28 protein-coding genes, 2 pseudogenes and 2 CRISPR repeat arrays (1 of these 32 only partly in view) are annotated in these 26,179 nt (G+C 55.9%); of the genes and pseudogenes, 16 read left to right on the forward strand and 14 right to left on the reverse strand.

The features are described 5' to 3' along the window. Nucleotides 1-4,058: direct repeats of the CRISPR family, unit length 28 nt; unit sequence GTTATCCGCCGTACAGGCGGCTTAGAAG (it extends 171 nt beyond the left edge of the window). Between the two features lie 8 nt (nt 4,059-4,066). Then, nucleotides 4,067-4,278: direct repeats of the CRISPR family, unit length 29 nt; unit sequence CGTTATCCGCCGTACAGGCGGCTTAGAAG. Between the two features lie 36 nt (nt 4,279-4,314). Beyond that, the gene (locus M0P56_RS05885) at nt 4,315-4,815 is read left to right on the forward strand and encodes an ATP-binding protein (RefSeq protein ID WP_291509253.1); all 501 of its coding nucleotides are present in this window, start codon (nt 4,315-4,317) and stop codon (nt 4,813-4,815) included. A 782-nt stretch (nt 4,816-5,597) separates the two neighbouring features. On the opposite strand, the gene M0P56_RS05890 is transcribed toward M0P56_RS05885, so the two are convergent. Further along, nucleotides 5,598-6,716 carry a hypothetical protein gene (locus tag M0P56_RS05890; protein WP_291509107.1) on the reverse strand — a complete coding sequence of 373 codons (1,119 nt, stop codon included), beginning with the start codon at nt 6,714-6,716 and terminating at the stop codon, nt 5,598-5,600. Between the two features lie 196 nt (nt 6,717-6,912). Between M0P56_RS05890 and M0P56_RS05895 the strand changes: the two genes are divergently transcribed. From M0P56_RS05895 to M0P56_RS05935, 9 genes are all read left to right on the forward strand, one after another. Continuing rightward, nucleotides 6,913-8,442 (forward strand): AAA family ATPase, encoded by a 1,530-nt coding sequence (locus tag M0P56_RS05895; protein WP_291509108.1) that lies wholly within the window; start codon nt 6,913-6,915, stop codon nt 8,440-8,442. Nucleotides 8,443-8,531: 89 nt separating this feature from the next. Continuing rightward, complete coding sequence (locus M0P56_RS05900) at nt 8,532-9,335, forward strand: metallophosphoesterase (protein WP_291509109.1); 804 nt, start codon at nt 8,532-8,534, stop codon at nt 9,333-9,335. Beyond that, nucleotides 9,332-10,231, forward strand: a complete 900-nt coding sequence (locus M0P56_RS05905) for a metallophosphoesterase (protein ID WP_291509110.1) — start codon at nt 9,332-9,334, stop codon at nt 10,229-10,231. The genes M0P56_RS05900 and M0P56_RS05905 overlap by 4 nt, the downstream gene beginning before the upstream one ends. 22 nt (nt 10,232-10,253) lie before the next feature. Further along, nucleotides 10,254-11,585, forward strand: a complete 1,332-nt coding sequence (locus tag M0P56_RS05910; protein WP_291509111.1) for a hypothetical protein — start codon at nt 10,254-10,256, stop codon at nt 11,583-11,585. Between the two features lie 17 nt (nt 11,586-11,602). Further along, complete coding sequence (locus tag M0P56_RS05915; protein ID WP_291509112.1) at nt 11,603-12,115, forward strand: metallophosphoesterase; 513 nt, start codon at nt 11,603-11,605, stop codon at nt 12,113-12,115. Beyond that, nucleotides 12,112-12,255 (forward strand): hypothetical protein, encoded by a 144-nt coding sequence (locus tag M0P56_RS05920; protein ID WP_291509113.1) that lies wholly within the window; start codon nt 12,112-12,114, stop codon nt 12,253-12,255. Before M0P56_RS05915 ends, M0P56_RS05920 begins: the two co-directional genes overlap by 4 nt. After that, nucleotides 12,248-12,559 (forward strand): hypothetical protein, encoded by a 312-nt coding sequence (locus M0P56_RS05925; RefSeq protein ID WP_009566670.1) that lies wholly within the window; start codon nt 12,248-12,250, stop codon nt 12,557-12,559. Before M0P56_RS05920 ends, M0P56_RS05925 begins: the two co-directional genes overlap by 8 nt. A gap of 249 nt (nt 12,560-12,808) precedes the next feature. Next, the gene (locus M0P56_RS05930) at nt 12,809-13,648 is read left to right on the forward strand and encodes a metallophosphoesterase (protein ID WP_291509114.1); all 840 of its coding nucleotides are present in this window, start codon (nt 12,809-12,811) and stop codon (nt 13,646-13,648) included. Beyond that, nucleotides 13,641-14,213: a 3'-5' exonuclease gene (locus tag M0P56_RS05935; RefSeq protein WP_291509115.1), complete on the forward strand. Its 573-nt coding sequence runs from the start codon at nt 13,641-13,643 to the stop codon at nt 14,211-14,213. The genes M0P56_RS05930 and M0P56_RS05935 overlap by 8 nt, the downstream gene beginning before the upstream one ends. A 289-nt stretch (nt 14,214-14,502) precedes the next feature. On the opposite strand, the gene M0P56_RS05940 is transcribed toward M0P56_RS05935, so the two are convergent. The 4 genes from M0P56_RS05940 to M0P56_RS05950 all read right to left on the reverse strand — a co-directional run bounded on the left by M0P56_RS05940 (nt 14,503) and on the right by M0P56_RS05950 (nt 17,160). Beyond that, entirely contained in the window at nt 14,503-14,730 is a 228-nt protein-coding gene (locus M0P56_RS05940; protein WP_291509116.1) for a hypothetical protein, read from the reverse strand. Nucleotides 14,731-14,860: 130 nt separating this feature from the next. Further along, on the reverse strand, nt 14,861-15,067 hold the full coding sequence (locus M0P56_RS12370) for a LysR family transcriptional regulator (protein WP_366110292.1): 207 nt from the start codon (nt 15,065-15,067) through the stop codon (nt 14,861-14,863). 249 nt (nt 15,068-15,316) lie between these two features. Beyond that, a complete protein-coding gene (locus tag M0P56_RS05945) occupies nt 15,317-16,207 on the reverse strand; it encodes an SDR family oxidoreductase (protein WP_291509117.1) in 891 nt (296 codons plus the stop codon). 50 nt (nt 16,208-16,257) lie between these two features. Then, complete coding sequence (locus M0P56_RS05950; RefSeq protein WP_291509118.1) at nt 16,258-17,160, reverse strand: ketopantoate reductase family protein; 903 nt, start codon at nt 17,158-17,160, stop codon at nt 16,258-16,260. Nucleotides 17,161-17,253: 93 nt separating this feature from the next. Between M0P56_RS05950 and M0P56_RS05955 the strand changes: the two genes are divergently transcribed. Then, entirely contained in the window at nt 17,254-18,081 is an 828-nt protein-coding gene (locus tag M0P56_RS05955) for a helix-turn-helix transcriptional regulator (RefSeq protein ID WP_291509119.1), read from the forward strand. 276 nt (nt 18,082-18,357) lie between these two features. Here the strand turns inward: M0P56_RS05955 and M0P56_RS05960 are convergent. From M0P56_RS05960 to M0P56_RS05990, 7 genes and pseudogenes are all read right to left on the reverse strand, one after another. Continuing rightward, nucleotides 18,358-18,915: pseudogene (locus M0P56_RS05960) on the reverse strand (transposase zinc-binding domain-containing protein); the annotation flags it as partial. A gap of 65 nt (nt 18,916-18,980) precedes the next feature. Further along, a pseudogene (locus M0P56_RS05965) lies at nt 18,981-19,124 on the reverse strand (tyrosine-type recombinase/integrase); the annotation flags it as partial. Further along, nucleotides 19,111-19,275 (reverse strand): hypothetical protein, encoded by a 165-nt coding sequence (locus M0P56_RS05970; RefSeq protein ID WP_291509120.1) that lies wholly within the window; start codon nt 19,273-19,275, stop codon nt 19,111-19,113. The gene M0P56_RS05970 and the pseudogene M0P56_RS05965, both read right to left, overlap by 14 nt. Nucleotides 19,276-19,543: 268 nt before the next feature. After that, nucleotides 19,544-19,813, reverse strand: coding sequence for a type II toxin-antitoxin system RelE/ParE family toxin (locus M0P56_RS05975; RefSeq protein ID WP_291509121.1), 270 nt, complete (start codon nt 19,811-19,813; stop codon nt 19,544-19,546). Beyond that, nucleotides 19,797-20,015 (reverse strand): DUF6290 family protein, encoded by a 219-nt coding sequence (locus M0P56_RS05980; protein WP_065974140.1) that lies wholly within the window; start codon nt 20,013-20,015, stop codon nt 19,797-19,799. Before M0P56_RS05980 ends, M0P56_RS05975 begins: the two co-directional genes overlap by 17 nt. An 84-nt stretch (nt 20,016-20,099) precedes the next feature. Further along, entirely contained in the window at nt 20,100-20,513 is a 414-nt protein-coding gene (locus M0P56_RS05985; protein WP_291509122.1) for a hypothetical protein, read from the reverse strand. A 64-nt stretch (nt 20,514-20,577) separates the two neighbouring features. Continuing rightward, entirely contained in the window at nt 20,578-21,273 is a 696-nt protein-coding gene (locus M0P56_RS05990; RefSeq protein ID WP_291509123.1) for a tyrosine-type recombinase/integrase, read from the reverse strand. Nucleotides 21,274-21,388: 115 nt separating this feature from the next. Here M0P56_RS05990 and M0P56_RS05995 point away from each other — a divergent pair, with 115 nt between their 5' ends. From M0P56_RS05995 to M0P56_RS06015, 5 genes are all read left to right on the forward strand, one after another. Next, a complete protein-coding gene (locus M0P56_RS05995) occupies nt 21,389-21,598 on the forward strand; it encodes a hypothetical protein (RefSeq protein WP_291509124.1) in 210 nt (69 codons plus the stop codon). Continuing rightward, a complete protein-coding gene (locus M0P56_RS06000) occupies nt 21,595-22,251 on the forward strand; it encodes a DUF2268 domain-containing putative Zn-dependent protease (RefSeq protein WP_291509125.1) in 657 nt (218 codons plus the stop codon). The genes M0P56_RS05995 and M0P56_RS06000 overlap by 4 nt, the downstream gene beginning before the upstream one ends. A 50-nt stretch (nt 22,252-22,301) precedes the next feature. Further along, nucleotides 22,302-22,760, forward strand: a complete 459-nt coding sequence (locus M0P56_RS06005; RefSeq protein WP_291509126.1) for a hypothetical protein — start codon at nt 22,302-22,304, stop codon at nt 22,758-22,760. Nucleotides 22,761-22,962: 202 nt separating this feature from the next. Then, a complete protein-coding gene (locus M0P56_RS06010) occupies nt 22,963-23,547 on the forward strand; it encodes a GNAT family N-acetyltransferase (RefSeq protein ID WP_291509127.1) in 585 nt (194 codons plus the stop codon). Between the two features lie 300 nt (nt 23,548-23,847). Then, complete coding sequence (locus M0P56_RS06015) at nt 23,848-24,315, forward strand: hypothetical protein (RefSeq protein ID WP_291509128.1); 468 nt, start codon at nt 23,848-23,850, stop codon at nt 24,313-24,315. A gap of 271 nt (nt 24,316-24,586) precedes the next feature. Here the strand turns inward: M0P56_RS06015 and M0P56_RS06020 are convergent, their stop codons facing one another. Continuing rightward, on the reverse strand, nt 24,587-24,949 hold the full coding sequence (locus M0P56_RS06020; RefSeq protein ID WP_291509129.1) for a hypothetical protein: 363 nt from the start codon (nt 24,947-24,949) through the stop codon (nt 24,587-24,589). Between the two features lie 9 nt (nt 24,950-24,958). Then, nucleotides 24,959-25,543: a hypothetical protein gene (locus M0P56_RS06025; protein ID WP_291509130.1), complete on the reverse strand. Its 585-nt coding sequence runs from the start codon at nt 25,541-25,543 to the stop codon at nt 24,959-24,961. Between the last annotated feature and the right edge of the window lie 636 nt (nt 25,544-26,179).

Consider the following 26,179-nt stretch of genomic DNA (forward strand, 5'->3'; position numbering starts at 1 on the left):
GAATTTTATGTTATCCGCCGTACAGGCGGCTTAGAAGTGAATTTTTAGGTCTGGGTACACGCGCAGGACGTTATCCGCCGTACAGGCGGCTTAGAAGTCTACAACGCCGACTGCCGGGATGTGCTGCCGGTTATCCGCCGTACAGGCGGCTTAGAAGAGTGTGATGAGTCAGATATGTATATAGAATCTGTTATCCGCCGTACAGGCGGCTTAGAAGAGCTTGCGGCTGGCCTGGTCCAGTAATTCTTTGCTATCCGCCGTACAGGCGGCTTAGAAGATCTGACTTCCTGGGCGCATAGCGCGGGCCACGTTATCCGCCGTACAGGCGGCTTAGAAGTACCGCGCCAGCTACGCGCACTTCGCCAAAGAGTTATCCGCCGTACAGGCGGCTTAGAAGACCTGGCTGAACCACGCCACCAACATGTTTGAGGTTATCCGCCGTACAGGCGGCTTAGAAGTTGCGCTTCTCCTCGCGGAGTTGCAGGAGTTCGTTATCCGCCGTACAGGCGGCTTAGAAGACGCGGGGGGGTGACTACGCAGAAGGCGCACTGTTATCCGCCGTACAGGCGGCTTAGAAGTACGAGATTTTTTCCCGATTGATGAAGAAGGAGTTATCCGCCGTACAGGCGGCTTAGAAGATGCAAAATGCGGAGGGCAAGATCGTCAACCTGTTATCCGCCGTACAGGCGGCTTAGAAGACCTGCTCCACAATAGATTACACTACCATTGCGTTATCCGCCGTACAGGCGGCTTAGAAGTCTGGGGTCAGTGGTAGGCTCCGGCTCTTTGCGTTATCCGCCGTACAGGCGGCTTAGAAGTGAACCTCGAACACGTGCGCGATGCCGGAGAAGTTATCCGCCGTACAGGCGGCTTAGAAGAGACTAAGAGTAGGCCGGGCCAGCACGATGGCGTTATCCGCCGTACAGGCGGCTTAGAAGAGGCTCTTTGCCGTCATGGTCTGTGCTTCTTCGTTATCCGCCGTACAGGCGGCTTAGAAGTCGATGATGCGTTCTTGACTGAGCGCTATCTCGTTATCCGCCGTACAGGCGGCTTAGAAGTTATCGGATACCGCACGGTTACCCACGCCGTCGTTATCCGCCGTACAGGCGGCTTAGAAGTCAGCAAGTCATGGCGGCGGGGAATCCTGACCGTTATCCGCCGTACAGGCGGCTTAGAAGATTGGAAAAAGGAGCGGTATTACATTGCTCCCGTTATCCGCCGTACAGGCGGCTTAGAAGGGGAAAGCCGAGTTAAGCGACGAAACCTATATGTTATCCGCCGTACAGGCGGCTTAGAAGTTCAAACAATATAGGTCCTTCCTTACCTATTGGTTATCCGCCGTACAGGCGGCTTAGAAGCGATGGCGCGGATGTCCATCCCGGAAGCGGCTGTTATCCGCCGTACAGGCGGCTTAGAAGCAATAGCGCTACCGGGGCGCCCAATACCGCATGTTATCCGCCGTACAGGCGGCTTAGAAGTAGCGCATGGCTATACTGATTTGGAAATAATCGTTATCCGCCGTACAGGCGGCTTAGAAGATTAATTCTACGGGTTTACTTAAATCTATCACGTTATCCGCCGTACAGGCGGCTTAGAAGAATGCGGCAGGTCAGGTGGGGGTGGCCAACGCGTTATCCGCCGTACAGGCGGCTTAGAAGCATTAAAGAGCGGAAAAAGCGTACCCCGAAAAGTTATCCGCCGTACAGGCGGCTTAGAAGACCCTGATGTGGATAGATTGGCGTTGCTTGACGTTATCCGCCGTACAGGCGGCTTAGAAGGCATAGGTGTACGGCGTAGCTGTCAGCTTCACGTTATCCGCCGTACAGGCGGCTTAGAAGAGTAGTGCGGTTTGCGCGTCCTGCGCAGTTCCGTTATCCGCCGTACAGGCGGCTTAGAAGGCCTCGTTCAGCAGGCGCACGTCGCTTCGGTCGTTATCCGCCGTACAGGCGGCTTAGAAGGGTGCCTGATTATGTTGCTGCTCTTGAGACCCGTTATCCGCCGTACAGGCGGCTTAGAAGTGACGAAGTAATCACATTGCGCGATAGTTATGGTTATCCGCCGTACAGGCGGCTTAGAAGAGATAATCAACATGCACGCAGAGCTAGCTAGTGTTATCCGCCGTACAGGCGGCTTAGAAGAGAAAAGCCTTGTAAGTGGTAAAACGAGGCAAGTTATCCGCCGTACAGGCGGCTTAGAAGTGCAATGTTGCCTGCAAATCCATAAGCATCGAGTTATCCGCCGTACAGGCGGCTTAGAAGTCAATCGCCACACGCTGGCGCATATCGTCCGCGTTATCCGCCGTACAGGCGGCTTAGAAGAATCGTAATGATGAGGCGCATGATGCGCTCAAGTTATCCGCCGTACAGGCGGCTTAGAAGATTTTGGGTTAGCCACTAATGCGGCTGTTGTGGTTATCCGCCGTACAGGCGGCTTAGAAGATATAGTCCGGGTCAACTAATCCAGTGGATACGTTATCCGCCGTACAGGCGGCTTAGAAGACAGCGTCGGCCCCTGGTTTCTGGTTGAGCCTGTTATCCGCCGTACAGGCGGCTTAGAAGAGCAGGAGAGCCATCTTGGTATCGAGCGTTGCGTTATCCGCCGTACAGGCGGCTTAGAAGAGGTCGGGTTTATCCACGGCCACCGACAATTCGTTATCCGCCGTACAGGCGGCTTAGAAGTCTCTTGTGTTGTTGTATGTGGGAAATTGATAGTTATCCGCCGTACAGGCGGCTTAGAAGTTTTTAGACGATCCCTTCTTTAGCGGCATCACGTTATCCGCCGTACAGGCGGCTTAGAAGGTATGATCCCGCACTTTTCTTCTAATGCTGAGGTTATCCGCCGTACAGGCGGCTTAGAAGACAGCGCAACGAAGCGCGACCGGGAAACTCTCGTTATCCGCCGTACAGGCGGCTTAGAAGTACCGCGTCTGGTGCGTCTGGTACTGCGCCTAGTTATCCGCCGTACAGGCGGCTTAGAAGATGAAACATGAGGCGTTATCAGAAAACGCGCTGTTATCCGCCGTACAGGCGGCTTAGAAGACAAACAGCCCTATGACCTGGATCAGGGGCCCGTTATCCGCCGTACAGGCGGCTTAGAAGTCAAGAGTTTATGCCGGGTGGAATTGCCGCTAGTTATCCGCCGTACAGGCGGCTTAGAAGGACCGGCAAGACGATCAACAAGACGGATAAGCGTTATCCGCCGTACAGGCGGCTTAGAAGGTAAAGAACAAACGTAACAGGCCCCGGACACTGTTATCCGCCGTACAGGCGGCTTAGAAGTGAAGGCCTTTTCTTGCGTCTTTTTCATTTCCGTTATCCGCCGTACAGGCGGCTTAGAAGATTCGGCTGGAGTATATTTTGGGCCTGCGGATGTTATCCGCCGTACAGGCGGCTTAGAAGTGGACCCCAATCGCCCAGAGCGCATCCAGACCGTTATCCGCCGTACAGGCGGCTTAGAAGAATTAGCGGCCATGCTATTGCGCATTCCCGAAGTTATCCGCCGTACAGGCGGCTTAGAAGAATGCTGGCGCAGTAGATGGATGCTGGATTCCGTTATCCGCCGTACAGGCGGCTTAGAAGTGTTTGCGCTTTTTGGTTGCCTCAATTTTCTTGTTATCCGCCGTACAGGCGGCTTAGAAGACCCCGAATATCCAGCGGGCATACTGGCTGTAGTTATCCGCCGTACAGGCGGCTTAGAAGAGAACACGTCCCAGATCGGGCATTGGGTGGACGTTATCCGCCGTACAGGCGGCTTAGAAGATCATCGCTTTTGTGAGTGTGTGGCTGATTAAGTTATCCGCCGTACAGGCGGCTTAGAAGACCTGGGCCACTACGTCACTGAGCATTATTTCGTTATCCGCCGTACAGGCGGCTTAGAAGGTTAACGTAATCCAAAAGCTGACTATGAATGAGTTATCCGCCGTACAGGCGGCTTAGAAGATATAGTCTGGGTCCACTAAACCAGTGGATACGTTATCCGCCGTACAGGCGGCTTAGAAGAACAAATTCAGGGGGTGCATGGCCTGGACGTAGTTATCCGCCGTACAGGCGGCTTAGAAGAAGGAGCATTACGTTATCCGCCGTACAGGCGGCTTAGAAGATGCGCTGCCGGGGCGCTGTCCACAATCTATCGTTATCCGCCGTACAGGCGGCTTAGAAGACTCTGGTAAAATCCGAGGTTGATGCGTTTGCGTTATCCGCCGTACAGGCGGCTTAGAAGCAGACCAGAGCGCGGGGAATACACCGGAGAACGTTATCCGCCGCCTGCGTGGAAGACATCGACTATCGCGGTTCCCGGGGACTGGATCGACCCCAAATCGCGGCGTTGATCCAGCACACCTGGGTTCGTCAGGGGCATAATCTGCTGATCACCGGCGCCACCGGTACCGGTAAAACTTGGCTGGCCTGTGCGCTTGGGCATCAGGCCTGTCGTCAGGGCCTGAGCGTGCGTTATCTGCGCTTACCCCGTCTGTTTGAGGAACTCCGGATTCGTCACGGTGACGGCAGCTTCGGGCGTTATCTCAGCGCCCTGGCCAAGGTCGATCTGATTATCCTGGATGACTGGGGACTGGCCCCCATGGGGGCGGAAGGCGTTCGGGACCTGCTGGAAATCATCGATGACCGGGTGAACCAACGGGCCACGCTGATTACCAGCCAGTTACCGGTCAACCACTGGCACGAATATCTGGGTGAACCCACTGTGGCCGATGCCGTACTGGACCGGCTGCTGCAAAGTGCGCACCGACTGGAGCTGAAGGGGGATTCTCTGCGGCGTCACCGTGACGGGCGCGACACCCAAAAAGTTGACCCATCGTGACCACCCGTGCTTAAAATTACGACGACCAGAATGTACGCTTTTCGGGGGTGCCCACGATCAGTGAAATGGCCGCCCACGATCAGTGAAATGCGCATCAAACGGAATGGGTGCCCACGATGCCCCGGAATACGCACTTACTCGGCATGGGTTTCATCAACACCTGTAGCGCTGTCTTGTCCTGTTCAGCCAACGGTCATAATCCCAGATGCCAATGACGGCAGGCATCCGGTCATGGGTGGGCTGCAGTACCGATTGCCGAAGCTACGGCCTAAGCAGTCTCGTCTTCGCGGCTATTTAGCCGCGAAGACGAGAGTCGATACGCACGGAATTTCATCGCCTTCTTCTGGACACGATCCCGCACAAAAATCCGCCCCACCCTCAACACTCCCCCTGCTAGGTTTATCGAATGCATGTTTTTAACGATAGGAAAAATCCCATGAAAACTGCGTTTACAGATTTTCTTCAATGCAGTTTTGCCGTCGGGTAACCCATGGCGCTATTCCATAGAATCCGCGATGACCAGGCACCCAAAAACCGACCAATAAAAGCAGTAAAATACATCGGATGTCCCAAATGGCGTCATCTTGTCACCAACATATCGACAAAATGTCACCATTTCACCAGCATGGCCCCAAAATAACACCAAAATGGTGACAAACAGGAAGCGCTAATAGACCTTGCTGCCATACCGAACTGCCCATTAGAAAACGCTCATCTTCCATGCGGTTCCGCACCGAAGATGAGCGTCTGGCAGTCCACCTATCGCGGAGACGGGGCATTATTTACAAGGGAATTTTTGCGCCGCGATTCCACGACGCGACAACCGGCCCAATACAATGGTCATCCGCCCCGACGTGAGCGGATATCTCCAGGATTTGGTCATGCCATATCAGGTAGCGTTCCGCTGTTGGTGGCGCGACCCAGTGTTGCGGCAACCCACAGCGTGCGGCTGACGGCGAGACTACGACCACTATCGCAGCACCGTCTGCCCGCACATAGCATCGCAACCGTCCAGTTTTCCCGAGCTCCAGCAGGGCGTCGCCCAGCCATGTCCGATCCAACCGCACCATACCTATGGGGTAATCGTGGACCGCCTCCATGGGGAATACCGGGATATCGGCCACATCCTGATGCGCGGCGCCGGCGACATCCAGCCGGTGAGCAAACAGTGCCCAGGCCTGATCACAAGGAACCGTATCGTCCCGCGCATCATTTGGTACCGCCATCGGTGGATTGGTCTGGCCATTAATTTCACTGGTATCCAAAGCCAACTTTTGACGCGCCCAAGCCATCCAGGCAGACAAATCCTCTGCATAGGTGTCCCGCATCTCGGGCTCTACCCAGGAGAGCGTTTGCGGCTGCTCCGCCCACGCAACATACAAACCCTTGGCACCGGGAGTGGCGATGATCTGGTTCAGCGGTTTTTGTAGGCTCGCCATCCCCATGGGGCGTCCAACGCCTGGAACACGATCCCGGAGCAACGCAAAAAAGACGGGCCGGACGGACAGCAGCACCCAGCAGTCCTTGCCGACTTCGGCCACGAGGTGGATCCAGTCCCGCTCCTGGGGTGGGAATTCGAGCGCCACGCTCCACCGCAAATTCTCCGGCAACATCCCTGTGGGCAGATGCAAAAAAGCCTCCATTTGCGTTTCGGAAGCGATCTTCCAGAGATGGATTCCAGAACCAAGGTGAAGCGTATCCGAAGCATCCACCACCAGCCCCGCCCAGCCCACCAACTGCAGGAGTCTGTCATCACTGAGCGTTCGCCTGCCGCCGACGACCCCCATCAGATTGCTTCTGCTCACCCCGAATCTGCGCGCTATCTCCACCAGGCTGAGGTGAGAAAGCGTCAGCACATTGCGCAAATGTTCAATCGGGATCGGATAGGCACGGATGGACATGAACACCTCTAGGACAGAGCTTTTGAACGATCTGCATTATATGGTATCCCGCCGCGACCGTCCTGCAAAACGGGTGCTGACAGATATACATAAAAACGGAAAACTGCAAAACCATGTGGCAGGACAGGATAGTTGACTTGTCTGTATTACATCGCTATACTCTGCACCATTGTCATTCCGCAAAAAGGAGGCTGACATGACCGCACAATGTATCGATCAACTGCTCGCTCTGGGCGAAAAACTGAAGAATGACGTGGAAGAATCCGGCAAACGGAACACAGACGTCTTTCTTGCGATCTGGGACAGCATTGAACTGAGGCTGCTGGATGAAGATTTCGACCTGGTGTCCGCACGTGAACCCAAAAACATCGTCGATCTGAGTGTGCGGGAAGGGTTGGTGGATATCGGGCGCTGTTATCTCGCAGGGGATAGCCGACTGCCAAACGATCGAAACATTGCCGAACAGTGGTTGGCGATCGGCGCAGAATTGGGTTCTTTGATGGGGCAGATGCTGTTGTTGCGGATGAATATTGAGGTTGGCAGGACCGCGTACGACCCTCGATGGTTGCAGGCCTTCCAGAGATGGCAGGCCGAAGAGGAACATTCTGATTTCATTTGGAAAAACCAGAATCAACGCTTTGACATGATGCGTCAGGTGGCCTTCGGGCTGGGTTTGCAGGCGGCCGTGGGGCGGAAAGATGCCGCTCTGGCCGAAGAGGTGTTGGGCATCATGCGAGCGTTGTCCTTCGATGATCTGCAATTGACGGGGTTGAAATGGCAGGCGGAGATGTTGCTGCTCCAGAACAAGCCCGCTTCGGAGCCCAGCCGTCAAATACTGAACAGTATCGCCCCAGGAAATGACGGCAAGGAAAATCAGGCGTTGGAGCGTTTCAAACCGTTGCTTCGCCCCCTGCCCTTGCAGACCTGGCCGGGCAGCCTGTCCTGGACGGAAAATTTGCGGAGGGAATACCCCTGGATGTCGCGGGCCATGGATATGCTGGAGAATGAATGGGCGCTCAATCGCGTCACTGGACAACCGGTGCTGAAGTTCCGCCCTCTCCTGCTGGTCGGAAATCCTGGGCTCGGAAAGAGCCGCTTTGTGCAAAGCCTGGGGGAGGCGTTGGGGTTGCCAACGGCATTCATGACGATGGCAGGAATGAACGATAACATGATGCTCAAAGGCACGGCGCGCGGCTGGAGTTCCGCAAGGGCGGGTTATCTGGTGGAATTCATGCTGGAAAACCGTCAGGCCAACCCGCTGGTCTGTCTGGATGAAATTGAGAAAATCGGCACGGGGCGGAACAACGGCCGCCTTTGGGAAACGTTGCTGACGATGCTGGAACCGGCGACGGCCAGTCGCGTCACGGACGAATTTTTGCTTGGGCCGGTGGATTATTCGTCCGTCAACTGGGTCGCCACAGCCAATGATGTGGACGATTTGCCCGAACCATTGCAATCACGCTTCACCATCATTCGGGTGGGAGAACCCGCCGGAGGGGACTTTGACCGTATTTTTACGAATATCCTCAAGGATATTGCCCGTGATCTGGGCACGGAACCCTGGGCGTTGCCGTCCCTGAATCCACAGGTGGCCGGGGCATTGCGACGGCGGTTTCAGCGCAAACCCGGTTCACTGCGGCGGCTGGCCGTGATCACACGATCGCTGCTGCAACTGGAGGCCAAAGCACAGATGGATGAAGATGGGGCACTGAGGCGTCTGCAGTGAGTATGGGAAGGGTATTCAACCCATAAGGATCAGAGCGATGAAAATCACCCGCATGGCGTTATAGCCATACGTTTTACGAGAAAAATACCATGTTCATCCGATTGATTTCCGACATTCATGTGGATGTGAATCCACCCGCTACCGTCCGTCTGGCGTCATTGCCGACGGACAGGGACAGTATTCTCGTGCTGGCGGGAGACTTCGGCACGCCCAAAAATCTGGCGGACTGGCTCAAGATGGTGGCCGACCCTTTTCCACATGTTGTGGCGGTGTTGGGGAACCACGATTACTGGGGTTTATCCGTCGAACGCGCTCCGGAAAAATGGCGTGAAGGTCTGGCCAGACATTTGCCGGAGGATCTGATGGCGCGGTGTACTCTGCTGGAAAGACAAGGCGTGGACATCGGCAATATCCGCTTTTTCGGAACCACTCTGTGGTCCGATTTTGATGGCGGCGACCCCTATGCCATGCGGGCGGCGCAGGAGACCATGCAGGACCATAAGCGGATACGGTGCCATGGGGGTGCCCGGCGCTTTTTGCCGCGGGACACCCTGGAGGTGCATCTGGCCAGCAAAGTCTGGCTGGAGGAATCCATCGCACAGCCCTGGACCGGCCACAAGGTCGTGATCACCCACCATGCACCGGCATGGGAGTCCATTTACAAATCCTTCCGGCAGGATGATCTGTCCGGCGCCTACGCCAGCCGATTGGAGGAAACGGTGGCGCGCACCGGTGATCAGGGGGTGCGGCTGTGGATGCACGGCCATACCCATCATGCGGTGGATTACCGTATCGGTGCGGTGCGCATATTGTCCAATGCCTTCGGATACCCGAGGGAAGGTACCGGCGTGCAGTTGGATCAGGTGGTTGAACTGGAGGAGCAGGTTTCATGAACCCGCGTGTCATAGCCCATCCGGCCAATCTTCAGGGCCGGGATTTCATCGTCGGTGATCTGCACGGTCACCCCGATGTCCTGCGCAGGCTCATGGATCATGTGGGCTTCGACTATGATATGGATCGCCTGTTCAGCGTGGGCGACCTGGTGGATCGCGGCCCGAACAGTGCCGGGGCGCTGGATCTGCTGGATGCGCCCTGGTTTTATCCGGTGCTGGGCAACCACGACGCCATGCTGCTGGCCACGTTGAATCTGGGTCATTTGCGGGAGATGCGGCGGGAGGAAGCCCAACGGACCGCGGCCTACGCCGATCTCTTTGCCCGCAATGGCGGATGGGACTGGTTTCGTCCTTATCGGATGGATGAAGAATCGTGCGAACGATGGTGGTCAGCGCTGTCTCAGGTGCCTTTGGTACGCATCGTCGACGCTGAGAATACGGCTCCTGCCGGGCGGTTTCAGGTACTGCACGCGGAACTGGTGGCAGAACGCGAGGATGGCGTGGCGGTGTGCTGGAATGACGCCACGCTCGCAGAGGACACGCATCCCCGCTGGCTGGAGCCGCATCAAGTCATCGGCTATGACGCTACGGGAACTTGGGAAGATCATCTGCTGTGGGGGCGGAGCTTGCGTTATGCCCTGTCCCACGAGGTACCCATTGTTCCGGCCGCGTTGTCCCGCACCTATGTGGGGCACACCATCACGCCGCCCCGGGCAGGCCGCTTGTTGCAGGTCGCTGGACATGTGTTTCTGGATACGGGTGCCGCCCATCTGGATCAGGCCGAGCGATACCGCGATCAGGGCTTGACCCTGTTTTGCCATCAGGAACAGCAGGGGTGGATGGCCACCGCAACCGACATGGAGAGCGTAACGCTGGGAAATGCGCCCGGGTTCTAAATGAGATACAGGAGAAGAACACATGGACATCGCCCTGGAACACGCCTTGCGACGGGATTACCCGGCACTCTACAGCAACTGCCGGGAAATCCATTTTGAGTGCGAAGACGGCTGGTATCCCCTGCTGCGCGCCCTGTCTCAGGCCGTAGAGACCTACTGCCAGGAGAACGGCATAGGTCTCCACGTCACCCAGGTCAAACAGAAATTCGGGACGCTGCGCTATTACTATGGCTATGACGCAAAACTGACGGACGCGCAGAAACATGGCCTGTTTCAGATCGTGGAGGATTATTGTGACCGCTCACGCCGGATCTGTGAGCACTGCGGTTTGCCGGGTACCTTGTTGGTCAGTGGCGCCTACTGGCATGTGGCCTGTCCGGAGCACGCCGACGGCGGACTGACGCCTTCTGCCTTTCAACAGTTGCAGGAAGCCAAATTCAAACAAAGGGGATTGCCACCGGAAGGACCCCTCGCCGCACGCAGGCTGCCCGCCGATCCCAAACGGGACGCGTTCACCTACCGGCGTTTCGTGGCTATCCGACTGGCCCACTATGCGGAAGAAATGGCTGAAGCGCGGACCAACTGTCATTGTGCCGACGGGAGTGCACCGGTTTTGCATTATCTCGCCGGCAGTATCGGTTCCGGGAAAACGCTCCTCTCCGCGCCTTTGCGCCGCCAGTTGGGCATTGCGGAAAGCGCATGGGTCGACGTGGATCGCTATCTGCCGTCGCTTCCGAAAGATCACGCACGCCTGGTCACGATGGCCCGTGAGGCCATCCGGCAATGGCTGCCAGACGAAGATGACGCAGATCGGGCCATGGGCCTGATTCCCGCCGCCAATGAACCCCTTCCAGAATTGCAGGTGGCCTATCTGCTCTCCAATGCGGACTGGCGGCGGGGTTTGGATGCCCGTCAAAATCTGCTGGTGGAAACCACGTTCTCCCTTGCGGGCCGATTCGATCAGGTACTTGAAAGCATTCGGGCAGGGGCTGTAGTGGATCTGGATTATGTGGGTGTTCATGATCTGGATACGCTGGTCCAGCGGGTGCAATCCCGTGCCCTGGGCAGTGATCGGGTAGATATTCCAGAGGCCCAGATTGAACGTAATCTGTTCAGCGGTTTTACCCACGCCGCGCTGGTGGCGCATCTTGCGCGGCGCCTGCGCGTGTACGATAACCGCGCCACGGTGGACCTGAACCTGCAGGCCGACTATCAGCCGCTCCTACTCTTGGAAATAGAGAAAGGCGTCATCCTCCGGCAAAGCGCGGAGCCTCTGCCCTGGTGGGCGGAAATTCTGCGGGATGTGGCCCTGGGGGCAGACATGGGCGTGGATGTTGACGCCCTGTACCGTTGAAGATTTCAGGAATGAATATGCGCACCTTTTTTACCAGCGACAGCCATTTCGGGCACGATAATATCATCCGGCATTGTAAGCGCCCCTTCCAGGACGGCGCACAGATGGACCGTGCGTTGATGGATGCCTGGAACAGCGTTGTGCGCCCCGGTGATGTGGTCTACCACCTGGGGGACTTCTCCCTACGCCCGGCGGCGGTCATCAGTGACTTGCTCAAAAAGCTGCACGGCACCAAGCATCTGATTGTCGGCAATCACGATCGGACCACGGGTATGGAGGGCTGCCGCCTGCAAGGCTGGGCCAGCATGCGGGAGATGGCCAAAATCAGCGTGGATGGTCAAAGCGTTCGTTGGAGCGCATCTCTTTTGTGCTATAGTGCATGCGTGCAGTGGTGCATGTCATGGAGGCTATCATGCAGAACGTTAAAACGATTGGGAGCAATGGCCAGATTTCTTTTGGCAAACGGTATGCGGGCCGTCAAGTATGCGTGGAAGAACAAGAGCCCGGGGTATGGTTGGTACGAACCGTGAAGATAATCCCTGACAATGAGCTTTGGCTGAATACGCCCAAGGCGCAAAGCGATCTGCAACGTGCTCTGGCTTGGGCATCGGCGCATCCGGCGGATGATACCGACACCCCGCACGCTCTGGATCAAATGATCCGTGGGTGATCCGGTTCGTCTGGACCTGAATAATCCGGTATTCCAGGAAAACCTGCTTGCCTTGCCCAAGCCAGAACGCCATTCTGCCCTGGAGACCTTGAGAAAGATTTTGCACATGACCTGGGATCAGGTCTACCGGGATAAGGGGTTGCGATGGGAGAAAATTCTGAGTGTGACGCCGCCCAAAGGTATTGCTGCCATCTACTCGCTACGGATCACGCAATCCCGCAGGGCGACCGCCTACCGGGATGGAGACTACTTGCGGTTTTTAACCGTTGCCCCGGACCACGATGCAACTTACGGTAAGAAATGAGATGAAGCGAGAATGTGGCGCTGGCTTACGGGGAGCTCACCAGGTTCCATAGCGGTCATCATCCTTTTGATGACTATCGCTTTAGTCCTCAGCAGGCTGGGCGATTTTTCTGGGCTGAGCGCTCTGGCCGACCAATGGCGAAACCTTCGACGAAGCCCCTTCCGGTTAGTGGCAACCGTCCAGACGTTCCTGGCGGTTCTGTTTTTACTTGAAAATATCGCCGTTTCGATAAGATAAGCGAGATAACCCATGCGCATTGCCTACGCCTCCGACCTCCACCTGGAGTTCGATTCCTCTTTGACGCTTTTCACGCTCACCGGGCTATCCACACCTGCCGTGGGCACCACCGCCGACGTGCTGGTCCTGGCCGGCGACGTGGACACCATACCGGAGTATTACACGGAGTTTTTGCGCAAGCTGCGTCTGGCCTACGCGGGTCCAGTCATCTTCGTGCTGGGGAACCACGAATATTACCACGGCATATTCCCAGACGACCGGCAGAAGTACCGGGATGCCATCGCCCACGACCGCCAAGCGCACCTGCTGGAAAACGAGGTCATCATCATTCAGGGTGTCCGGTTGCTGGGCGCCACCCTCTGGACGGACTTCGCCAGCGGAAAACAGATGCGCAACTGTCGGCACATGATGTCCGACTTCGAGGTGATTCATGATGGGCTTGCACCCTGCAAGGGGTTGGCACCCGGCACGGGCGTGTCCGGCAGCATCACCCCGGAAACCATCCTCAAGGTCCACCAGGACAGCATCGCCTGGCTGGATGGCCAGTTCACTCATCACCCGCATGACGGGCCGACGGTGGTTATCACTCATCACGCGCCCAGCTACAAAAGCCAGCATCCCCGATTCGCCGGCAGCCCCATATCGGGCGGCTTCTGCTCCAATCAGGAGCATCGCATTCAGCGTTGGAAGCCCGACGTCTGGATTCATGGTCATGTGCATGATCCTATGGATTACCGCATCGGCAAGACGCGGGTGCTCTGCAACCCCTGGGGCTATCCCGATGAAGGCCGGGCACGGGAATACCGGATCGTGGAAACGAATGCCACGAGCAAGGGAGATAGCTATGCATGACGTGATGATGGATATTGAGGCGCTGTCCACCCAACTGGGAGCGGTAGTGCTCACCATCGGTGCCGTCATTTTCGATCCAGAGTCTGACCAGATCGGGCAGACCTTTGCCATCCGCCTGCCTGCCCAAGAGCAGATCGACAAAGGTGCCCTGGTGGACATCGACACCATTGAATGGTGGATGGAGCAAACCCTTGAAGCGCGTAATGCAGCCTTCCACGGACCTTGTGCCCATTCAGTGGCCGCCGGATTGGGCAAGTTCTCCCGCTTTCTCCAGCGTATCCCCGCAGAAAGATTGCGGCTTTGGTCCAATGGTCCAGCCTTCGATTCCGCGCAGCTACAACTCTTGTATGCGCGGTTTCGGGTAGAATTGGGTCCGGGCATGGGCTGGCCGGTGCGATATAATGCCGACCGGGACTGCCGTACCATTTTTTCCTTGGCCTATCCGCAAGGCGGTATCCCCGTCGAAGAGAAGGGTGTCGCCCATAACGCCCTCGATGACGCCATCTGGCAAGCCAAGGCGGTGCAGGCGTGCATGCAAAAATTGCGTGACCGTGCTCACCCATGAATCCGCCCCCGTCGAGGGCGAATGGCTCACACATCACTCTCCCGTCTGTAGATCAACCGCCTTGTGCCCAAAATGCTACTCGTAACCCGACGCAAAGGGACAAAATGGTGTTGCCATCACCTGTTGCCACTGCTTTTCCCCGTACCCCTCAGTCTCCCGGAGAATGGGGCCAACCTAAAAAGCCGGTTGGCCGGACTGATGCCATGGCGCAGCGGTGGCCGCTTCGCTGCCGCCCGCGCCGCGGCTCCGGCTTTCATCCTGAAATAGGCTTCGTGGACCCCTGCGGCAATCAATTTTTACACCACCGCTTAATCGTGGATTCAGGGATGCCCAGTACCTGAGAGATGACCCCATAGCTGCTGCCAGAGGCTCGTATCAGCCGTGCCGTGGCCCTTTCCTGTTCGCTGGCCGCACGTCTGGTTTCACCACTGGCTTTGCCGCCCAATGCACCGCGTCTGGCCTGCACCTCTGACGTATGGGTATGTTCTACCCATTGACGCCAGTCGGTATCGGTCATGCTGTGACCTTTGCGTTTGCCTGCCAACACATAGTTGCTGATGGATAAGGCTATGTGCCTGCATTCGCGATGTCCTAAAGGGGGACTGTTGTGCGTGGCGTTGTAACTTTCAACCAACCGCAGTACCGCGTCAAAAGTAGCATCCCGGCCCATAGAATAGGCTGGCCACCGGCACGCCTCCCTGAACTGAACCGCCATTCGTGCGTTCGAACAGAACTGTGCCCATCTGATATTCGATATCTTGCAAGCGGCGGCTCCGCGTCGACTGTCGAATACTAAGTGCTGCAGCAGCTTGCCGAAGGCTGCGATGCTGAGCGACGACAATGGCCCAGCGCATCTCTCGCAGCGTGACATCCACCTGTCACTCACGGATTGCCACGTCGTCCAGCCGGCGTGGCAATTGGATTGCACTGAAAAAAGTGAATGCGTGAAGGCCACAGAGAAGGAAAAAAGCCCAAGCATAAGCTGTCGAGACCGCATGGTCTGCATTATGCGACCGCAGCTTCCAGGCCAGGAAGGACGCGCAAAGCGTCGTCATTAAAGCTGGCGGTGCGGCCGTCGTCAGCACTGGGGGCGGACGCATGCGCTATCCCGCAAAATATGCGGGGTGATTAAGGTCGAAGAGGAGACCTGGCTGCTCCGGCGCCCAGCCGAGCAACGATCGAGTCCGCTCACTAGAGGTCGGGACATCGAGGCTCGCGAAGGGGGCGAACCACCCGAAATGCTTTACCGCCTCTTCCGGGGATTTCGAGACCACCGGAATGTTCAGCCGCCGCCCGATCATCTCTGCAATCTCCTTGAACGGGACGCCTTCCTCGGCGACGGCGTTGAAAGGGCCTCCCTCGGCGCCGCGCTCAATCGCAAGTCGAAAAACGCGGGCCGCGTCGAGGCGGTGCACCGCAGGCCAGCGATTGCCGCCTTCGCCGATATAGGCGGCAACACCCTTGTCTCGCGCCAAGCCGATCAGGGTCGGCACAAAGCCATGATCGCCGTGGCCATGCACCGATGGCGGCAGCCGGACGGTCGACGCCCGCACACTGCGGGCCGCCACTGCGATGGCCGTTGCTTCCGATGCACGAGGATAGGCATCACTCGTGGGCATCGGCGGGTCGGTCTCCGTCCCGAGCCGCCCTGGCGCGAAACCAAGCCCTGAGGTGACAAGCAGGGGACGATCCGAGCCTTCGAGGGCACCGCCAAGCGTTTCGATAACCCGCACATCCTCAGCGCAATTCTTGGCGAATTTTGAGAAGTCGTGGTTGAAGGCGGTGTGGATCACGCCATCCGACCGCGCTGCCGCGCCCTTGAGAACGTCGAGATCCTGGAGCGAACCGCGCACGACCTCGGCGCCAGTGGCAGCCAGAGCCGCTGCCTTGTCGCCCGATCGACAGAGGCCAAGCACCTGGTGGCCATTGGCGATCAGCTCGGTGACGACGACTGAGCCTACCCAGCCCGTTGCGCCAGTGACAAAAACTTTCATGACAGAAGTCTCCTAAATTCGAATTGGGGAAAGACGCGGTCAGCCAGTGCCTACGCCGGCCTGATTGCCTCGATCCTGGTGATCTTGATGGCAGGCTTCGCTCGTGGGGCCGCCTCCACCATCCTGTCGATCAGCGACTTGCATTCCTCTTTCCCGCTCGCGAGCAATTCGCGCATCGATTTCACGCGCGAAAACATCCAGAGCATGAAGGTCAAAACAAAGATCGGAAGCCCGCTGACGCGCGCTTTCGACTTAGGATAGATTTGATAGCCAAGTGCTTTGATTAGCGCGAAGCTCTCTTTCACGCCGCGTGCGACGAGCTTTGCTTCGCCCCAGGAGGCGCCTCCGCCGCGCCGCTCACCAGCCACCGCGACGCTTTCGAATCCTATACACAGCGGAACGTGGCAGCGCAGCCAGAGGGGCATGTCGGGTTCATGGGCTGCCGGTATTCCGGCGGCGTTGAATACGTCCACCCAGCGCTGCTGGCTCATGATGGTCTTTTGAGATTTCGAAATAGTGGGCTTGAGCTTGCCGTCTTTGTCGATCATCGCCTGCATGAAAGGCATGCCGAACGAGCATCGCTCGGCGCCGATCGCGTCGCGCAGCCTCTCCGGCGAGAAAGAGACAAACATGAACTGAATGCTCTTGGCGGCGCTGCGCTGCAAGGTAGGCAGCAGGGTGTCGACCTGATAATCGACGACCGTCACGATGATCAGATCGTAGGGTGTTTGCTCGTCGAGCACGTCGGCGATGTGCACATCGGCGCGCTCACCCTTGATGGTGACGATCCCATTGTCGCGCCGTAACTGCTGGAGTCGGGCCGACATCGGCCGGGCGATGACGGTGACGTCATTGCCGGCGCGCGCCAATTGGAAAGCGAAGGCGCTGCCGATCTTGCCGCAACCAAGGATGGCTATACGCAGAGATGTGAACGCAGGTGAGGGTGAAGGCATGAATATGGTCCCTGATTTCGGTGAGGGACAAATCTTAACTGACGCTGTATGATGGTAAAGTATGGACCTTATGGTAGTATAGAGACTGATAGGATGAGCGAACATCTTACGAACGAGAATGTACTCGGAGCCTATCTGCGTGATCGCCGGACTAAACTTGACCCCGCTGCGCTCGGGTTTTCTTCAGAACGTCGCCGTACCCTTGGGCTGCGCCGTGAGGAAGTCGCGCAACGCGCCAACATCAGCACGACTTGGTACACGTGCCTCGAACAAGGACGCAGCGGCGCACCGTCCGCCGCCGTTCTTAACCGCCTCTCGCGAGCCCTGATGCTTACGGATGCGGAGCGTGAGCATCTGTTCCTGCTCGGGCTCGGCCGTCCGCCTGAGGCCCGCTACCGGGGGAACAATGATGTCACGCCGCGGCTGCAAAGCGTGCTCGATGCGCTGGATCCGAGCCCAGCTCTAATAAGAACGGCGATATGGGATGTCCTCGCCTGGAATCGGGCGGCAACCGTGATGCTGGTTGATTACGGAAAACTTCTGCCGGACCAGCGGAATTTGTTGCGCATGATGTTCCTCAACCCCTACGCACGGACGATCCAGAACGATTGGGAGAGTGTGGCGCGCTTTGTGGTAGGCGCCTTCAAGCTCGATACCGCGCGAGCGGGGGCCGCTGCGGAAGTGGAGCTTCTTGTCGACGAACTCTGCCGACTGAGCCCCGATTTCAGAAGGATGTGGCGCGACAATGAAGTTCACGGCGCCCACGGCGATGCCGTCAAACACATCCACCATCCGGTACTCGGTCCGCTTGCCTTCCAATATTCGGCGTTTTCTGTCGATGGGCGGACCGATCTCAGCATGGTCGTTTACAATCCGGCGACACCACACGATGCTGAACGGATTACCTCGTTGATCACCTGAGCCAACTGGTGGGCGCAAACCTCATCTCTCTACGTCACTTCGGGATATATCCAACCAATCCCAAGAATCGGATTTCGCGAGCACTCGAAACATGTCAACAACTTAGGCGTAAGTAATCGCCACCAGGAGGGAGGTTTCAGTTGTGTGGGCCGGATTTGGACTTACTCGACAAGGTTCGAGTGCTACCACAATCCGGCACTCTAAGCAGAAGTGTGTTGACGCTAACCCAATATTGACCATTTAGACGCGCTTATGCGCGTTGCACCCGCACCGGCAGAAAAACCCCGGCTTACAGGCGACCCAACGGGTGCCGTCGAGAGATAAACCGCCGCCGGGGACAATACCATGGACATGGGGGTGATGCGTCAGCGCCGATCCCCAAGTATGGAGGACCAGGGTAGCTCCGATGTGCGCACCCAGATGCTTGGGATCGGCCGCAATGGTACCCAATGTCTCGGCAGCGGCATTAAACAGCAAGCGATAGACCACTGCCTTGTTGTAATAGGCAATCGCGCTGATGGGAGCCGGCAAGGTGAAGACCACATGATAATAGTCTACCGGCAGCAGCTCGGTTTGCCGGGTTTCCAGGCAGCGTCGAGCCGCGCTGGCCTGGCACTTCGGGCAATGGCGGTTGCGGCAGGAGTTATAAGAAATATCCGTATGCACACACTCCGTGCAACTCAGCACATGTCCATCCAGCGCTGCGCTGCGGCATTGCTCAATGGCGGACATGACCTTGAGTTGGCCGAGGCTCAAGTGCGTGTGTTGAGCGTGTCGCCAGGTTGGCCCATGGGCACGGAAAATATCCGCGACCTCTACAGCGGGTTGTTCCACGGAGATGGCCTACGTGGGGCGCAGGCCCTCGATAGGGCTGACCACTTCACGCAGGATCTCCGTGGCTACTGGGCATAGAGCGCCGTCGTCTCCAGGCGCCGGTGCCCGAGCAGGACCTGAATCACCCGGATGTCGACCATCTGTTCCAATAGGTGAGTGGCGAAACTATGGCGCAACGTATGCATCGAAACGCGTTTATCTATCTTTGCACACCATGCCGGGGCCGTTTGGCTGGATGTAAGCGCGTTGAAGGGCGGTTTTCAGGGGGCGGATTTGCAGCCCTGCGATCAGATCATCCGTGCAATACGGCTTGCGGGGCAGGTGCTCGGCAAAGCAAGAAAGGGCGTCAATCGCGGCCATCAAAGCCCCCGATCGCGCTCATGCTCTGCATGGGGACCGGACAGGCTTTGATTGCATAGCCAAGGGAGGCTATACTGGACCTGTCCGGTCGTCCCCGGAATTCGATGCCCCGTATACCTTTGTCTCCCCAGACTTGCAGGTTACGGGGCATTACCATTTCTATCATGGGTAATGCCTTTGGGCTGTTGTTGATCCTCTGAAACTACGCCAGAAAGCCGCTATTCAGCAAGATCAGTACCAAAATGGCGATCTGGACGCAGGTAACCACTCACTGACGATAAACCTCTTTCCGGTGGGCGATTTTCACGACGAGAATGCACACATCACGATCCTCAATATTCGCAATAACACGGTAGTTTCCTACTCGGTAACGCCAGAGACCGCTGAGACCTCCAGAAAGCGGTTTGCCCAAACTGCGGGGATCATCCAGGAGGGCCACTTTAACCTCGATAAAGTCTCGGATGCGTTTACGCTCTTGTGCATCAAACTTTCGCACGTCTTTCTGAACAGACTCCGCGTACTCAATCCTCCAGACCACGCCAGAATTCCTCGCTGCTTAATACGCGCTCATCCCCGCGCCGGACACGCTCCAGGGTTGCTTCGGCCAAATAAGCGTCCTCCATATCATCCAGATGCTCCAAAATAGCCTCGCGGACGTAATAGGTCTTCGTGCGTCCTGTCGCTTTTGCCAACGCATCTAGACGCTTCTCGATGTCGCTGGACAGACGAACCCCAATCATAATAACCTCGCGATAAACATGTTAAACGTGTTTATCATTTTGCGCCTGATCCAGAGCAAAGGGAAGCGCCACCCACCCTTCAGCCTACCCCTTAGAACCAAAAATTCGTGACCACCATGATTTGGCGCCGGGGCCAGGTAACAACCTAGCCTCCAATGAGTCCAAGCGTTGCTTGAGCCATGACTCTTGCTCTTGATGTTCACGAAGTTGCTCTTCGCGAATCCTCAGCATTTCACGAAGCACTTCATTTTCTGCGCGCAACGCAGCGTTTTCACTCTGTATTGTCACCGTATCCGGTGTTATTTCTGTGTCTTTTTTGTTGTCTTTATCGTTGTCTTGCAAGACGCCGAAGACCCTGATCAGCTCAGATGTGTCTATCTGTGGCTTTCCAAGATGATCTTTATCAACGCTTAACTTTCCTGATCTTATATAAGAGTAGAGCGTTGATCTGGCCACATTGGCCAAGCCAGCAGCCTCTGACAGGTTAATTTTTGCCATATTATTACCGTGTATGATGCGTTGTCTTTCTTGTAGTACGAACCATTCAACAAATCAACAGCAATCACCGCCACAGTTTCTCGAAGCGCACCGGGTTGGTGGCCGTGTAGCGCACCGTATGCTGGATGTTCCGGTGCCCCAGGTAGTCCTGAATGAGCCGGGTATCGGCGCCCTGGTCGGCCAGAGCGAAGCCGCAGGCGTGCCGGAGCATGTGGGGATGGGGCGGCAGGGCCAGCCCCGCCAGCTCCCCATAGCGGCGCAGCAGCGCCCAGAAGGTCTTGCGCGACAGCGCCGTCCCCCGGCTACTCAGAAACAGCGCATGACGATCCAGGGCGGCCCCAGTGCCGCCTTCTTTCTTGCGCCACTGCCGCAGCCAGCGCTCCCGCTCGGCCATCCAGCCTTTCAGCAGGCGGATCTCCTCCGTCCGCAGCGGCTGGGTGGTGGACAGCCCGCCCTTGAGCCGCTGCACCTGGAGAATCTTGCTCTCCAGGTCCACCTGGTCCATCCGCATGGCACAGGCCTCCGTCACCCGCAATCCGTGGCGGAACATCAGGAGGATCAGACAGCGGTCGCGCAGGCCGGTCCGGGGGTTGTCTTTCGTGGCCGCCAGCAGGCGATCCACCTCCAGGGTGGTGAGATGCTTTCTTTCGCCCTCTGAGGCCGTCCGGCGCTTTTTGGGAGTGGCTTCTGCTACAGATAACAGCCCTTGTCCTGCGGACGGCGATCCTGTCGGCGACCGCCCTGTTTTCCCGTCCGCCATCGCCCAAAATCTCCACCGTGATCGTAATGTCTCATCATAGCCCCTTCCGGTCCTTGCCGGGTATCTGGAGAATCAGTACATTAAGACTTCTATCATAGCTGCGCTCTTTCGCGTTGTGGGCCGCAAAAAACCGATTCTGCTCAACGTCGTCGCAATCCCGGTCGGCATCACTATCGCCGAGGCAGTGCCTATGGGTTGGCACATTTCAGGCACGGCATTTATCTTCGTGCTAGCTGGAGCGGTTGGTGTTTCGGTATTTTCCGCGCAGTTCATCAAGGTGCAGCGTAGCGCCACGAGCTTAAAGCAAGAAATGGAGCCGACGTGATTGATTGCTTGTTCTTGGACTCGGATGACCAGCGCCATTTCCCAGCGGACGTTCGGCGTATCATTCATAGCATCTGCACAGATGCTGAGCCGAAGATTCGCTCGGCTATACCGTTGTTGCCTGCGACGATCGAGTTCGCCGCTCAAACCGGTAGCCGCGTCATCCCCGAAGTCGGCTCTATCGGTATGGCAGTTTCATTGGGCAGGATCAGCTGGGTTGTAGATCCTCATCATTCTGGCGGTATCGCCGCAGTTGCACAAATGCACCTGTTCGCAATGCTGGCCCACGAGTGTCATCACCTCGCACGCGGCTGGGTCATTGAAGCGAACCCCCAGCGCCCGTACAGTATGCCGGAGGCCGTTATGAGCGAAGGTTTGGCCACGGCGTTCCAGCGCGACATTACGGGAGTAACGCCACTTTGGGGCACCTACCCAGAACAAGCATCGATATGGGTTCAAGAGCTTCTCAGCCTGCAAGCCGACGCACCATACCAGCATTGGATGTTCCAGCACCCAGATGGTCGCAAATGGATCGGCTATAAAGCGGGTACCTACCTTGCGGACAAAGCTTTTCAGTCTACCGGGCTGACTGCAGCCGAGCTTGTGTCCACACCAGCCCAGGAAATTCTGCGCATGGCCGGCGTTGAGGCGTAGTGATAATGCCGTCCAACATTTTGCAACAGCCGTTAGGCGAGGAGTAAGCGGTGATCGTTGAACGCATCTTCATCAGCCCAGAGCGCGGCGCGGATCAAGTAGAGCGCCAACACATCGCAGTTCAAGGCGGAATGGGAGTCTTAGGTGATCGGAACTTTGGGAAACGTACTCAACCGGGTCAGAACATCACATTGGTCGAAGCTGAAGAAATCGAACGCTTCTGCGCTCAGTTTTCTCGCACCACTGATCTTTCGCTCACGCGTCGAAACCTTGTAACCAGAGGAGTGAGGTTGAACGATCTGGTGAATGTTGAGTTCTCAATCGGAAATGTCAGGCTGCGCGGTATCGAACTGTGCGAACCATGCACCCTTCTTGGCAAACATTTAAGTAGCGAGTCTCTTACCCCTGCTGCGGTCATAAAGCACTGGGTTCACCGTGGCGGACTGTTTGCCGATATCCTCAGCAGTGGAGCAATCGTTCGTGGAGCTCGTATTGAAACTGACGCCTAACCCTTGCTCAGCTCAAACGTTCGGGATTCTGAAGGGGTTTTATGGGTGCGTGACAAGTCGCACTATTTCGTTACCGTAACGGATCGTTGTTCTGAACTGCGGATTGCCCATCCGCGTGTCTTGACAAGAAAAATTCTAGCATTAGGTATTACAATGCGTTCTGTCTCGTTTTTATTCACTCAAAATAGCGAGGAGCCAGGAAATGTATGAGAACCGAAATAATAAAAGCCTTGTGTGGCCGCAAGAGATACAAATTGACCCCTCTCTAAGCATTGCTATGCTGGCGGTTGAACACACGGAGAAAGTCTTTTCTTTGATCGATAAAAACAGGGATTATTTGTCCCGTTGGCTCCCATGGGTTGATGAAACACGTTGTGTTGATGATACAAGGAGTCATATTATGACAGCTCCTGTTCAGCTTCAGCAGGGAACGGATGTTAATTACGTCATTAAATTCAATCATACGATTGTGGGGCGTGTAGGTTTTCATTACTTTGAACCGTTTTCGAGCGCTGGCCGACTGGGATACTGGTTGAGCGAAAAAAGCCAAGGGCGGGGAATAATGTCACGAGTCTGTAATTATTTAACAGAAGAGGCGTTATGCCGCCAAGGTATCCGTCGTGTGGAAATTCGATGTGCAGCCGAAAATAGCCAAAGTCGGCGAATCCCTGAACGGCTTGGCTATCGTTTCCATGGGTTTTATAAGGAGGCTGAATGCCTGCAAGGGCGGTACGTTGACCATGCCGTGTACTTTGCGGAATGTGATTGGTGGGTTATCTCATGTTAGAACTACGTCACCCTGGGATCCTTGGTTTATTTTATTGTCTATCAGAATATTTATCTCACAAGCCATAAAAACTCAACTTTAAACATTCAGAAGCTATTTATTAAGATTAATAACCATGAGATAAAACACTGAGTTTGAGCGGTTGTATCAGTCATCCCGACAACGATTTCATAAATTGAGGAATATTTATTCCACAAGCTGGATTGACGAAAGGATATCAGGTTGGTTTAGGATGCAGATAGATTGTTGCAGCGATTCTGCATATTCGGCACTTTTCAGTGATCATATCGGATCAATACTTTGGCCCAATATCCATCTTTACCTTCTTTACAATTGGTAGACTGTGAAGATTCTCGAGAAGCAGCGGATTATGTGGCGGAATGTCATCAGGCATTTGCCAGGTTGAACCCTAATCTTGCTCTTGAAATTCGGCCCGCTGATGCGGAATATCTGGCGGAATGTCTGGAAACAGGAACATTGCATTTTGTTAATCTGAATAATGAGCGAATTGGTTTATTTGCTACAGCATGGATAGCAATTGAATTTATTCAGGGTTATGTTGTGGTTGAAGAAATTATTCATCCAGCCTTTCAGGGACGAGGACTCGCAAAATATGTGCAGCGTGAAGCTGCGGCACTGCTCGATAAAGCAGGTGAAGGTGAAAAGGCCATGATTGGAACTATACATGCCCATAATATTGCTTCTCGCAAAACGGCAATTGGCGCAGGTAGGCCAGGTATCTTACAATGCGAATTTATATCGTTGTAAAAAAAGGCTGAACGACTATTTCGTTCTGAGTAAGGCCACAAGCATTCTAGAGATAGTTGTATTAACAACCAAACTGGCCATAGCTAACTACGGATTGACCATCCGCTGGTCTGACCTACATGAAGGCCAGCCTACACCGGAGAGATGACGCATTGGATCGCGCTGCCTGGTGCCTCTTGCCCAAAATACGCCCAAGTTCCACTGAAAAAAAGGAGGTTAACACCGTCTCAGTCTGGTCGACTTGCCCACAGCCGTGTAGTGCGCTGCACCGCTATAACACCTGGTCAAAATTCAACGCGCACAGGTGGTCAGTTTTAAATGCGCGCCAACAAATCTGGATTTCACGATGGCGAAGCGCCGCTGATTTCTCCCGGATCCTGGTGCCTCGCGACAGATCATCAGAAAAATAGGGCTTTTGCGGCATCCGCGTCACCATCAATTGCAAAATCGGATGAAGGTCAGCTGGTGGTGTTGTGTTGGTCGCCCAGCGATAAGCGGTCCTCGTGTCCAGTATCTGTTGAAGCTCGGAAATATCCTGTGAGTCCGTGCTGTTTTGGAGCGCCCGCCGTAAATTATCGGTGCTCAGCGCATGATTGCATTTGAGGATGGCTGCCCATCCAACGTAGCCGGCCATGACGCGAGGTCAATGATGCTGGGTGGCTATGCGGGGTCTGCCGACTTTTCTGGGGGGTGGTTCTACCGCCTGACGATAGCTATAAAGCCATGCAAGCACATCATCGCGCAAATAACGTGGCGCTTTGGAACACGGTAGATAGGTGGCTTTCGGTAGCTTGTGAGGTGCGACGGACGCAATGTTTTGGACCGTTTTCTTACTGAGAAGGAGTAGGTTGGCTAGTCCTTGTTGATCTAATACAAGCGGGACAGCCAGTCGGTCAGGGTCACTGTCGCCATCCCCCTCCCCTTTGGCGGGCGCGGCACCACGATGCTGGCTGCGCGGCCGTCTAACGGACGCCGCGGTTTTTTGGTCTACGGCAGCCGCCTTCGCCTTTTGAGCGATCCGTTTTTTTGCGCAAGACTGTATCTCTTGCACGCGATGGTGATGAAGGATTTTCTGGTCGCCCTCGATTTCCTGTCGAACCTCATACTCTTCCTGACCCAACAAGCCGTATTGGTCGATTTCTTTTGGTTTTCTGCGTGGTGATGTCTTTCCTTTCGGCGGCGGTGGGGCCTTGGAAAAGACAATGGCTGATAGGTTCTCTACTGGCATGGCGCTGCTCCGTATTATCGCGGGGGTATGAAGCAGATTTGGCGTGGCCTCTGGAAAAGAGACTGGCTCATGCCTGGAGAAACGTGCGGTCCCCTGCCACGCCGAATCTGCCTCATTTGTCAGGCTACCAGAACAAATTCCGACTTCGAAACAGTTAACGTATGGCAGATGACGGGCGGGATTGGTGGTGATGAAAGGTTGGACGCACACTCACAAACGACGCCATCAATATACCTGGCTGCCCACCAATTTGCGGGACAATTGCGGGACAGTGGAGGCAGGAAACGCTGGGAACATTAGGGAATAATGATTAATGTATGTCGTTGTTTTTTATGCATACAATTCACTTTTATGGCTGACAAAAAGGGATATTATTCGGATTGTGATTCCGGTTGTCGCGGGTTCGAGCCCCGTCAGCCACCCCAATAAAATCAAGGCTCTAGACGAAAGTCTGGGGTCTTTTCTTTGCCAAATTGATTTTGCGCTGCACTTATGCGGCACTTTCTTACGTTGGCTGCACCTTGACTGCAGCGCAAGTAAGAACGCACACATGGCGACGATCAACCCCCGTAGGGACCAAGACGGGCATATCATCGCTGGCAGGCCATCATCCGGCGCAAAGGCCACCCGGCCCGG

This window comes from Acidithiobacillus sp. (genome assembly GCF_023229925.1).
In the GTDB taxonomy this organism is placed as follows: domain Bacteria; phylum Pseudomonadota; class Gammaproteobacteria; order Acidithiobacillales; family Acidithiobacillaceae; genus Acidithiobacillus.

Coding starts and splice junctions, on each gene's coding strand:
- M0P56_RS05895 (WP_291509108.1), top strand. CDS start 6,913: ATGACCGCACAATGTATCGATCAACTGCTCGCTCTGGGCGAAAAACTG.
- M0P56_RS06020 (WP_291509129.1), bottom strand. CDS start 24,949: ATGGCCGGCTACGTTGGATGGGCAGCCATCCTCAAATGCAATCATGCG.
- M0P56_RS05890 (WP_291509107.1), bottom strand. CDS start 6,716: ATGTCCATCCGTGCCTATCCGATCCCGATTGAACATTTGCGCAATGTG.
- M0P56_RS05945 (WP_291509117.1), bottom strand. CDS start 16,207: ATGAAAGTTTTTGTCACTGGCGCAACGGGCTGGGTAGGCTCAGTCGTC.
- M0P56_RS05915 (WP_291509112.1), top strand. CDS start 11,603: ATGCGCACCTTTTTTACCAGCGACAGCCATTTCGGGCACGATAATATC.
- M0P56_RS05950 (WP_291509118.1), bottom strand. CDS start 17,160: ATGCCTTCACCCTCACCTGCGTTCACATCTCTGCGTATAGCCATCCTT.
- M0P56_RS06025 (WP_291509130.1), bottom strand. CDS start 25,543: ATGCCAGTAGAGAACCTATCAGCCATTGTCTTTTCCAAGGCCCCACCG.
- M0P56_RS05985 (WP_291509122.1), bottom strand. CDS start 20,513: ATGGCAAAAATTAACCTGTCAGAGGCTGCTGGCTTGGCCAATGTGGCC.
- M0P56_RS05970 (WP_291509120.1), bottom strand. CDS start 19,275: ATGGCCGCGATTGACGCCCTTTCTTGCTTTGCCGAGCACCTGCCCCGC.
- M0P56_RS06010 (WP_291509127.1), top strand. CDS start 22,963: ATGTATGAGAACCGAAATAATAAAAGCCTTGTGTGGCCGCAAGAGATA.
- M0P56_RS05980 (WP_065974140.1), bottom strand. CDS start 20,015: ATGATTGGGGTTCGTCTGTCCAGCGACATCGAGAAGCGTCTAGATGCG.
- M0P56_RS05905 (WP_291509110.1), top strand. CDS start 9,332: ATGAACCCGCGTGTCATAGCCCATCCGGCCAATCTTCAGGGCCGGGAT.
- M0P56_RS05955 (WP_291509119.1), top strand. CDS start 17,254: ATGAGCGAACATCTTACGAACGAGAATGTACTCGGAGCCTATCTGCGT.
- M0P56_RS05990 (WP_291509123.1), bottom strand. CDS start 21,273: ATGGCGGACGGGAAAACAGGGCGGTCGCCGACAGGATCGCCGTCCGCA.
- M0P56_RS05930 (WP_291509114.1), top strand. CDS start 12,809: ATGCGCATTGCCTACGCCTCCGACCTCCACCTGGAGTTCGATTCCTCT.
- M0P56_RS05900 (WP_291509109.1), top strand. CDS start 8,532: ATGTTCATCCGATTGATTTCCGACATTCATGTGGATGTGAATCCACCC.
- M0P56_RS05910 (WP_291509111.1), top strand. CDS start 10,254: ATGGACATCGCCCTGGAACACGCCTTGCGACGGGATTACCCGGCACTC.
- M0P56_RS12370 (WP_366110292.1), bottom strand. CDS start 15,067: ATGCGCTGGGCCATTGTCGTCGCTCAGCATCGCAGCCTTCGGCAAGCT.
- M0P56_RS05935 (WP_291509115.1), top strand. CDS start 13,641: ATGCATGACGTGATGATGGATATTGAGGCGCTGTCCACCCAACTGGGA.
- M0P56_RS05940 (WP_291509116.1), bottom strand. CDS start 14,730: ATGACCGATACCGACTGGCGTCAATGGGTAGAACATACCCATACGTCA.